The 10,465-nt window shown below is 28.0% G+C and carries 6 protein-coding genes and 1 pseudogene; 1 reads left to right on the top strand and 6 read right to left on the bottom strand.

The features are described from left to right. The 3 genes from ACH2BO_RS02550 to ACH2BO_RS02540 form a co-directional block, all read right to left on the bottom strand. On the bottom strand, nucleotides 1–614 hold a 614-nt coding region (locus ACH2BO_RS02550), incomplete at its 3' end, for an OB-fold nucleic acid binding domain-containing protein (protein ID WP_395043192.1). Nucleotides 615–689: 75 nt separating this feature from the next. Next, nucleotides 690–2,021, bottom strand: a complete 1,332-nt coding sequence (locus ACH2BO_RS02545) for an ATP-binding protein (protein ID WP_395043191.1) — start codon at nucleotides 2,019–2,021, stop codon at nucleotides 690–692. A gap of 140 nt (nucleotides 2,022–2,161) precedes the next feature. Next, nucleotides 2,162–4,561: an RND family transporter gene (locus ACH2BO_RS02540; RefSeq protein ID WP_395043190.1), complete on the bottom strand. Its 2,400-nt coding sequence runs from the start codon at nucleotides 4,559–4,561 to the stop codon at nucleotides 2,162–2,164. Between the two features lie 190 nt (nucleotides 4,562–4,751). Here ACH2BO_RS02540 and ACH2BO_RS02535 point away from each other — a divergent pair, with 190 nt between their 5' ends. Next, complete coding sequence (locus ACH2BO_RS02535) at nucleotides 4,752–7,019, top strand: cation:proton antiporter (protein ID WP_395043189.1); 2,268 nt, start codon at nucleotides 4,752–4,754, stop codon at nucleotides 7,017–7,019. Nucleotides 7,020–7,143: 124 nt separating this feature from the next. Here ACH2BO_RS02535 and ACH2BO_RS02530 read toward each other — a convergent pair whose 3' ends face one another. From ACH2BO_RS02530 to pyrH, 3 genes and pseudogenes are all read right to left on the bottom strand, one after another. After that, nucleotides 7,144–9,561: a DUF5686 family protein gene (locus ACH2BO_RS02530; protein WP_395043188.1), complete on the bottom strand. Its 2,418-nt coding sequence runs from the start codon at nucleotides 9,559–9,561 to the stop codon at nucleotides 7,144–7,146. Nucleotides 9,562–9,736: 175 nt separating this feature from the next. Continuing rightward, a complete protein-coding gene (frr, locus tag ACH2BO_RS02525) occupies nucleotides 9,737–10,297 on the bottom strand; it encodes a ribosome recycling factor (protein WP_395043187.1) in 561 nt (186 codons plus the stop codon). A gap of 51 nt (nucleotides 10,298–10,348) precedes the next feature. Continuing rightward, nucleotides 10,349–10,465, bottom strand: a pseudogene (pyrH, locus tag ACH2BO_RS02520) (UMP kinase); the annotation flags it as partial.

The raw sequence follows: 10,465 nt of genomic DNA, 5'->3' as shown, positions 1-10,465 counted from the left end.
GAAACGGTAAGATTGGTTTCTTTTCCGAAGAAATCTTCTTTGTAATTTACTTTTCCATCTTCGGTTCTTGGTGTGTTGTCAAATGGTAAAGCGGTAACTTTAAACATTTCGCCTGCACCTTCGGCATCAGAACCAGTTATGATTGGTGTGTTTACATATACAAATCCTTTTTCTTGAAAATAATTATGAACTGCAAATGAAAGTACCGAACGAACTCTCATAATTGCACCAAACATATTTGTTCTTGCACGCAAGTGAGCATTTTCACGAAGGAAATCTAAACTTGGTTTATTTTTAGGTTGTATCGGGAATTTTTCTGCATCGCAATCGCCAAGAATTTCTAATTTAGAAACTTGTATTTCATATTTTTGTCCTGCGCCTTGACTTTCTACCAAAGCTCCAGTTACTGATATTGCTGCGCCAGTTGTAATTCTTTTTAGAGTTTCTTCTGATGTGTTTTCAAAATCTACTACGCATTGAATATTATTAATTGTAGAACCATCGTTCAATGCAATAAATTGATTGTTTCTAAAAGTTCTTACCCAACCTTTGGCATTTATTTCGTTTAAAGTTGATGTACTGTTTAGTAATTCTTTAACTTTAGTATGTTTCATTTTTACTGAGATTTTAATATAACTCTAAGTTGCAAATATAGTTTAAATTGATTTTTATAAAAAGTAATATTTTATTTAAGAATTGAAAAAATTATTTACTGCATATAATGGATAAATTGTAACGTCTTCCATGCTTGAAAAATTTTCTAATGAAAATCGAATACCTTTTGAAATTTTCTTTTCGGACAGAAATATTCGTAAACTTTGCATTGATCCACTATTAGAAGATTTAATTTCTATAGGAATTATATTGTTCTGTTTTTGAATTACATAATCGACTTCTGCATTTCCTGTTTTATTTTCTCGATGCCAATAGTATAGATGATTTTGTGTCAATGGATTACTGTATTTTAACCATTCTAAACCAAAAAACAATTCTGCAATTGCACCTTTATTAATTAAATTTAAATTTTCTTCGAGAGTTATTGTTGAAATATCTAAATTTAATATTCTTTGAAATAAACCTGTATCTAAAATAAGCATTTTACGTTTTTTTGAATCAATTTCTGCACCAAGTGGAATTCCATTTGCAGAAGTATGTGTAACTGGAATTACTAATCCTGCAAGAATTAATAATTGTAAAGCTTCTTTTATTTGAATATGAGATAAATTATTTCCTGCTTTTGTGTAAATAAATTTATTCCCCATTTGTTTAGAAACCGCTTCAAATACTTCGTTTATTCTATCAGAAGGTATGCGTTTATTGTATTTTACGAAATCACTTTTATACGAAATGATTAAATCGTCTAATATTTGTTGTGCTTCACTTAACTTTTTATTTTGAGCATATCTTGCTACAACTTCTGGCATTCCTCCAATAATTAAAAATTGCTTAAAATAGTCTGTGAGTTTTTGATGAAAAATTGCATCCAACGGATTGTTAGAATTAGCATTATTTTTAAGTTCTAATAATTTATTTTCATTTAGAGAAATTAAAAATTCATCAAACGAAAAAGGATAAACAAAAAGCGTTCTTACTCTTCCAACACCAAATGACGGAAGTGATTGCAGAGCAAATTCTAAAAGTGATCCAGCAGCAACAACGTGCAAATTTGGCATTTTTTCATAGAAAAAGCGTAACGACAAAATAGCATTTTCACAAGATTGAATTTCATCTAAAAAAAGTAATGTTTTGCCTTCAATTATAGGAATACTGTATATTATTTCTAGTTTTGAACATATATTTTCAATAGAATTTACACCATCAAAAAGTTTTTGAATAGCTGTATTTTCTTCAAAATTAATTTCAATATAATGTTCAAATGATTTCCCTAAATTTCTAATTGCAGATGATTTTCCAACTTGTCTTGCGCCTCGTAACAGAAGTGGTTTCTTATTATCATCATATTTCCATGTTGATAATAAATTGTCTATAAGTCTTTTAAAGTATTTTTTATCATTTTTCATAGCCGAATTTTATCACAAAAAGAGAAAATAACTAGGCAAATATATCACAAAAAAGAGAAAATAACTAGGCGAATTGTAAAATTAAAACTATTTCCAAATATTAAAATTCAAAAACAATATAAAGTAAAGTTGATTATTAACTAATTGATGTCTTCTTCATCATGTTCTAAAACATCTATTTTTGGAGAAATAAATTCTTGTTCGTTAGCCAATGATTTATTTAAAGTTAATACCAATGCTGGTAACAACATTAAATTTGATAACATTCCGAAGATTAAAGTTACTGCAATTAATCCACCAAGAGCAATTGTTCCTCCAAAACTTGATAACATAAATATTGAAAACCCAGCAAAAAGTACTACTGAAGTATAAAACATACTCAAGCCAGAATCTTTAAGTGTAGCAAAAACAGATTTTTTTATTTTCCAATTGTTTTTGGCTAATTCTTGACGATATTGTGATAAAAACCTAATTGTATCATCGACTGAAAGTCCAAATGCAATTCCGAAAACCAATATAGTTGATGGTTTTAATGGAATATTGAAAAACCCCATAATTCCTGCTGTTGCAAGTAATGGTAATAAATTTGGAATCAATGCAACAAATATCATTTTTACTGAGCGAAACATAAATAAGATAAGCATTGCAGTAATGAAAACTGCCAACAATAATGACGAAATTAAATTATCTAAAAGATATTTTGTACCTTTTTCAAAAACCAAAGCTTTTCCTGTCATTGTAACTTTATACCTGTCTGAAGGAAAAATTTTATCAATTTTGGCTTGTAATTTATCTTCAATTTTTTGCATATTTCCTGTGCCAATATCTTTCATGAAAGTTGTAATTCTTGCAACTTGTCCTGTTTTATTGACATAACTTTTCATTATGTTATTTTTAGAATCTTTAGTGGCATTTTTAGCATAACTTAAAATAAAATTTTGCTCTTGCGATGTTGGTAATGCATAAAACTCGGGATTACCATTATAGTATGCTTGTTTAGAATATTTTACCAAATTTAGAATAGAAATAGGTTTAGAAAGTTCAGGAATTTCTTCGATTGCAGTTTGCAATTCATCCATTTTTTTTAAGGTAGAAAGTTTCATTACACCTTTTTTTCTTTTAGTGTCAATAGTAATTTCTAGTGGCATTACACCATCAAATTCTTTCTCAAAAAATAAAATATCTTGAAAAAAAGCTGATTTTTTTGGCATGTCTTCTATCAAACTTCCAGAGGTTTTCATTTTTAGAATTCCTATGCTACTTAATACAAATAAAATTCCAGTTACAATATAAATTTTAGTTCGATTGGTTTTGATGATTTTTTGCATCCAATCCATAAATGTAACAACATAACTTCGTTCTAAATGATCTAAATGTTCTTCTTTAGGAATTGGCAAATAACTGTAAAGTATAGGAATTACAAACAAACATAATAGAAACAAAGCCATAATATTTAGCGATGTAACAACTCCAAACTCTTTTAGCAATTCATTATTAGTTACAATAAAAGTTGCAAAACCAAATGCTGTAGTAAGATTTGTAATTAATGTAGCAGTTCCAACTTTTGTCAAAACGCGAACCAAAGCTTTAGCTTGATTATTATGAATTCTACATTCTTGATGGTATTTGTTGGTAAGAAAAATACAGTTGGGAACACCAATAATAATAACCAATGCAGGAACTAATGCTGTAAGAACAGTAATTTCATAATTTAATAATCCTAAAATTCCAAAAGACCACATAACTCCAACTACAACAATACATATTGAAATTAATGTTGTTTTAAAAGAACGAAAGAAGAAATAAAATATCAACGAAGTAATTAAAAGCGCTGCTCCAATAAACAAACTTATTTCATCAGTAATACTTCGGGCATTTAAAGTTCTAATATATGGCATTCCAGAAACGTGTAAATCTATTTTGGTTTCTTTTTCAAATGCTTCAATTTTTGGAATAAAATCGTTAAAAATGTAGTTCTTGCGTTCTGGAGTGTTTACAATTTTTTTGTCAAGATAAATTGCAGAACGTATGGTTCCATTTTTTTTATTAAACAATAAACTTTCATAGAAAGGCATTTTATTAAACAAATCGGTTTTTATTGAAGTAAGATAATCTTTGTTCGTAAGCTTGTTTTTATCAACAAAAGGAACTAATTCAAAAGTTTGTAGCGAATCGTTTTTTTGAAGTTTTTGTAAATCACCGATAGAAACAACTAAATCTATTTCTTTATGAGTTTTTAATTCATTCATTAATTTATTCCAAGCAACAAATGCTTTTGGCGAAAAAAAAGTGTCGTCTTTTACACCAACAACAATCATGTTTCCTTCTTCGCCAAATTCTTTTAGGAATGCATTATATTCAACATTTACAACATTATCATCAGGAAGAAGGTTTGCCTCAGTAAATGAAAAACGAATATTTCTCCATTGCAAAGCAAATAAGATTGTGATTAATCCAATGATTGTTAGAATTGTTATTCTATTTCGAAGTACAATTCTTGCGATAAATCCCCAAAAATCAGGATTATTTATTTTTTTCATTATAAAAATTAAAACGAGTGCAAAGGTAATCAAAACCACTTAATACAAAAGAACTTGACGTTAACTTTTACCTAAAAAAACATCAATATTATTTCACATTAAATTTCACGTTAAAATTATATTGATTTTACAATTTATGATTCAATTTTTCTCATATTTGTAATGCTCAAAAAAAGAGCTTTAATAAAGAATGAGGAATCTAAAAAACGGATTATTTTATATTATTGTAACTGGCGGATTTACTGCATTAATTTTTTGGATTGTATCTAAAGGCAAACTGCTAGAAATCCATAGAAATGTAATATCTCCAATATCTAAAGCTACTTATTTTAATCAGTTTTCAGAATCAATTATTCATAATCTTAAACATCCGTTAGCGATACTTTTACTTCAAATAATTACAATAATTATTGTAGCCAGATTGTTTGGATGGCTTTTTAGAAAAATTGGTCAACCATCGGTAATTGGCGAAATTATTGCAGGAATTTTTCTTGGACCATCAGTTGTTGGAATGTATCTTCCAGAATATTCAATGTTACTTTTTCCTAAAGAATCACTTGGTAATTTGCAATTTCTTAGCCAAATAGGATTAATACTTTTTATGTTTGTTGTTGGAATGGAACTGGATTTAAAGGTTTTAAAAAATAAAGCCAATGATGCAGTTGTAATTAGTCACGCAAGTATTGTTTTTCCGTTTGCACTTGGAATTGGGTTGGCTTACTATGTTTACAATGAATTTGCTCCAAAAGGTGTTGCTTTTTTATCCTTTAGTTTGTTTATGGGAATTGCAATGAGTATCACTGCGTTTCCTGTTTTGGCAAGAATTGTGCAGGAAAGAGGTATACATAAAACCAAGCTTGGCGCAATTGTAATTACTTGTGCTGCTGCCGATGACATTACCGCTTGGTGTATTCTTGCAGCTGTTATAGCTATTGTAAAAGCTGGAAGTTTTGCAAGTTCAATATATGTAATAATGTTGGCTTTTAGTTATGTTTTAGTAATGCTTTTTATTGTAAAACCGTTCTTGAAAAAAGTTGGTGATTTATATGCAACTCGAGATAATTTAAGCAAACCAGTTGTTGCAATATTTTTATTGACTTTAATTATTTCATCTTATTTATCAGAAATTATTGGAATTCACGCTTTGTTTGGTGCTTTTTTAACAGGTGCAATTATGCCAGATATCACTAAAATTAGAAATATCATTATAGAAAAAGTTGAAGATGTTGCACTTATTTTATTACTTCCTTTATTTTTTGTTTTCACTGGATTACGAACAGAAATTGGGTTGATAAACGATCCTTATTTATGGAAAATAACTGGGTTTATTATTCTGGTTGCTGTTGTTGGTAAATTTCTTGGTAGTACTTTGGCTGCAAGATTTGTTGGTCAGAATTGGCGAGACAGTTTAACCATTGGTGCGCTAATGAATACTAGAGGTTTGATGGAATTGGTCGTACTAAATATTGGTTATGACTTGGGCGTTTTGTCTAGAGAAATATTTACAATGATGGTAATTATGGCATTGGTTACTACTTTTATGACCGGTCCAGCAATAGATATAATAAATTATATTTTTAAACGTAAAGAAGTATTAATTCCAAAAGAAATTAGTAATAGTAATTTTAATATTTTAATATCATTTGGAAACAATGAAAAAGGAAAATCTTTGTTGCATTTGGCAAATAGTTTTGTAAAAAAACAAAAAGAAAATACCAATGTAACTGCTTTGCATTTATCATTATCAGATGAAATGCACGCCTACAATCTTGAAGAATACGAACAAGAAGCTTTTGCGCCAATACTTGCAGAATCTAAATCTTTAAATCAAGAATTAACAACTATTTTCAAGGCAACAGTTGATATTGAAACCGATATTACCGATATTGCAACAAGAGGAAATTTTGATTTGGTTTTGGTAGGATTAGGAAAATCTATATTTGAAGGAACTTTGCTTGGAAAAGTATTAGGATTTACAACAAGAATTATCAATCCAGACCGTTTATTGGACAAATTTACAGGAAAAGAAGGGTTGTTTGAAAATTCACCATTTGATGATAGAACACGATTGATAATTTCTAAAAGTAAAATGCCACTCGGGATTTTAATTGATAAAGAATTAAGTGTTGTAAATGATGTTTTTATTCCTATATTCTCTGCAGATGATTCGTTTTTAATTGATTATGCTCAAAAATTAATTTATAACAACGATTCTAAAATAACGGTTTTAGATATTGATAATCAAGTAAAATCAAACCAAAATATTGAATTAGAAATTGAAAACCTTCAAAAAACCTATCCAGAAAATATTTCAGTTTTAACCGAAAACAATATGAAAGCAGGATTTCTAGCCAAGCAAGATTTAATGATAATATCGCTAGAAAGTTGGAAAGAATTAGTTGATTCTCAAAGCGTTTGGTTGATTACAGTTCCTTCTGTTTTGATTATTAAACCTTGATTATTTTCGTCAGTTCGAGTGATTTTTAAAGCTAAGTAAAATTACAAATTTAATAAAATGTAGTGCTTTGAAAATTGCATCGAGAACTTTTTCTTCAAACTATACAATCAATTATTTAAGAACTCTAAAAACCAAAATCTAAAACATAACTTAATTTTAAAGCAAAATTATCTTCAAATTTTGGAATAGCATTTGGTCCATATCTCATAAAAAATGTAAGTCCAAAACCTTTAAAAATTTGATTGGCTTCAACACCACTTTCAAAAAAACCTTTCTCTAAAGTTTTATATTGAAAACCAACATGTTTTTCTTGATTGTCTAAATTTCCCCAAGCCATTCTTGTTACTACAGAAATTAAAGGTTTGATTTTGTATGCCAATTTTACTTTGTTAAAAGTGTGTTTTACATGAAATGCAACATATTTACTTGAGAAAAATTCATTAAAAAACATTGTTTCAAAACTGTTTTTTCCTGCAAAAGTTATTCTTCTAAAAAGTGTTTCTCTATTTAAATTATTGGGTGCAATACTGTATAAATGTGTCAATGGAACATCTCCAAAAGCAAATCCGCTTTGCAATAGAAATGAAGTGTTTTGTCCAGATAAATAAGGTATTTCATGTGATATCTTGAAATCAACTTTGGTAAAATCAAAATCACTTCCAACAACATTTGCAAAAGATTTTGTTAATTGCAAAGAGAATTTAGGAAACTTCTTTTCAATTTCTAATCTTCCGTTTGGCGTTTGCATATAACCACTAAAAGGATTCCATTGAATGGCAAACTGCGCTGTTGTGATATTAAAATTAGTGTATAAATAGCCATTTGAAACAAAATTATAATAAAAAAGTGGCAAGATTTCACTTCTTGCAATTCCAAAATAAGCATCGGTTTTTGGTATATATTTACTTTCTATAAAGGAAGAAAAAGTTTTATAATTATAAAATGTAGAAATATTTATAGGTCGTGGATCATAGATTTTAAAACGTCGAGGTTGTGTTGCAAATTGAATTTGCCCAATTTCACTTAAATCATCTGCATAAGAAGCAGTTATCCAAGTATTGGTTTCTTTGCTAACTAAATAGGAAGGCGAAATTAAAAATTTAAATTTTTCGTCTTTAAAACCATAAGCAACATTAAAACTAATTTTATATTTTTCGGATAATTTATTGTTAGTAACACCACCAATTCCTAGCCGAAAACCTTCATAGTTGTTATATTTTATTAATGATTTTAAATCTAAATCAACAATGTTTACAGGTAAATAGCCATTAAAAATTTTCCTTCCTAAAAATAATTTTTGTTCAATATTTTCTGCTACAGACAAACTGTCTAAATTGGTGTAGGTTCTAATTTTTCTTGAATCGAGCGAATCTTTCTTCAATGAATTCCAATAAGAATCTGGTTTAGACATGCTTACTTCTGGAACATCGATTTTTATGCTTGGAATTTTAAAAGCAACCAATTTATTAATTTTAATATCATACGGAATAGATTCTAGCTTTAAATACAATTGATCTGAAGCATCTTTTTTAATTCCTTCTAAACTTGAATTAAATTTTATTGTTCCTCCAAAAAGTTTTAAATCTTCACTATTATTACCTTTTACAACTATAAATTTCCTTTTTTCAGGAAACCAAAGCTGATGTTCTTTTAAATAATTAAAAGTATATGTAGCATTGATATTTATTATTCCATAAATTCTATAAAATGCTTTTGCAATTCCAAAATTTTCAGCATCTACATACAATAATCCTCGTAGTTTGTTGGAATTTAGTTTTTTAGGTTGAAAATATATTCTATAAACAGTTCTATTTTGAATTTTTACAGTGTCAATAATTTTAAAAACATATAATTTTCTACCATAACTAGAAATTGGATTTCTAATTGGAGTTTCCAAAATATCTAATTCGTTATTATATAAAGAATACGAAACTAAATTCAGGCCAAGATATTCATATAATGGTTTTTTAAAACCAGCCATTCTCGAAGCAATAATAGTTTCTTTAGTTCCTTTATTATTAAATTGAATTAAATTTACTTTTTCGGTTTGGTAAATATGTTGGTTTTCAACTAGATTTTTAAGTTTATAATTGGTTGAGTCTAATTTAATTTTTGTTTTTCCAAACAATGATTTTTTATAAATAGTATCAATTTTATTTGAAATAGAATCTGGATTTGCCGAAACCAATAAATGCTCATAATTTTTGTACTCAAATGTGTTTAGTGCCTTTTCTGGTTGGTTTTTTGGTTTGTTATCTATTACTTTTTTGATAATTAAATTCACTTCGTTTTCTGAGTAAATTTCTTTATCTTTAAGTGTGTTGTTGTTTACCATTTTCATTAATAAAAATGGTGCACCAACAGTTTTATAATAGGTTTTATCGTGATAACCTTTGTATGAAAACAAGATTGGTTTATTGTCGTCTTTTATTTCTAAAGTGAATTTTCCTTCCCAGTCTGAAGCTATGGTTTTATTATTATAAGTAATAGTTGCAAATGCAATTGGTACAGTAGTGTCATAATCAATGATTTGACCTTTCATTACTTTTTGAGAGAAAGTAAAATTGCAAAATAAAATCAATAGAAATATCCAAAAATTTCTCATTAAACTTTTTAGTTTATAGATTCTTAAAATTTAGAATCATTACAAAAATAGGAATAAAAAAATCCGCTCAATAATAAAACGAAACGGATTTAATTATATTTTAACTATAAAATTAAACTTTCATAATTTCGGCTTCTTTATGAACCAAATGTTCTTCAATTTTTTTAATAAAATTGTCTGTTAGTTTTTGAATATCGTCTTCTGCATTTTTACATAAATCTTCAGAAGTTCCATCTTTTTCTAATTTTTTTATATCAGAATTGGCATCTTTTCTGTGGTTTCTAATACCAATTTTTGCGTCTTCGGCTTCTTGTTTGGCTTGTTTTACCAAATCACGACGACGTTCTTCTGTTAATGGTGGAACACTAATAATAACAATATCACCATTGTTCATTGGGTTAAAACCAAGATTGGCAACCATAATTGCTTTTTCAATTGTATGCAACATTGTTTTTTCAAATGGTTGAATTGTAATTGTTCTAGCATCTGGAACGTTTACATTTGCAATTTGAGAAAGTGGCGTTTGTGAACCATAATAATCTACAAAAACACTTCCTAACATTTGAGGCGAAGCTTTTCCGGCGCGAATATTTAAAAACGATTTTTCTAAATGCTCAACCGAACCATTCATTGCTTCTTTTGTTTCGTCAATAATAAATTCAATTTCTTCCATGTTATTTTATTGTTTGTGGTTTGTGGGTTTAAAAAGTTTTAAACTTCTAAACTATATATTAACTATTGTTCCAACGTTTTCTCCTTCACAAATTTTAAGCAAATTGCCTTTTTTATTCATATCGAAAACCACAATTGGTAATTTATTTTCCTGACTCAATGTAAAAGC

Source organism: Flavobacterium sp., assembly GCF_043773265.1.
GTDB lineage: Bacteria > Bacteroidota > Bacteroidia > Flavobacteriales > Flavobacteriaceae > Flavobacterium.
The sequence above is the reverse complement of the archived record's forward strand: the minus strand, read 5'-3'. Positions and strand labels throughout refer to the sequence as shown.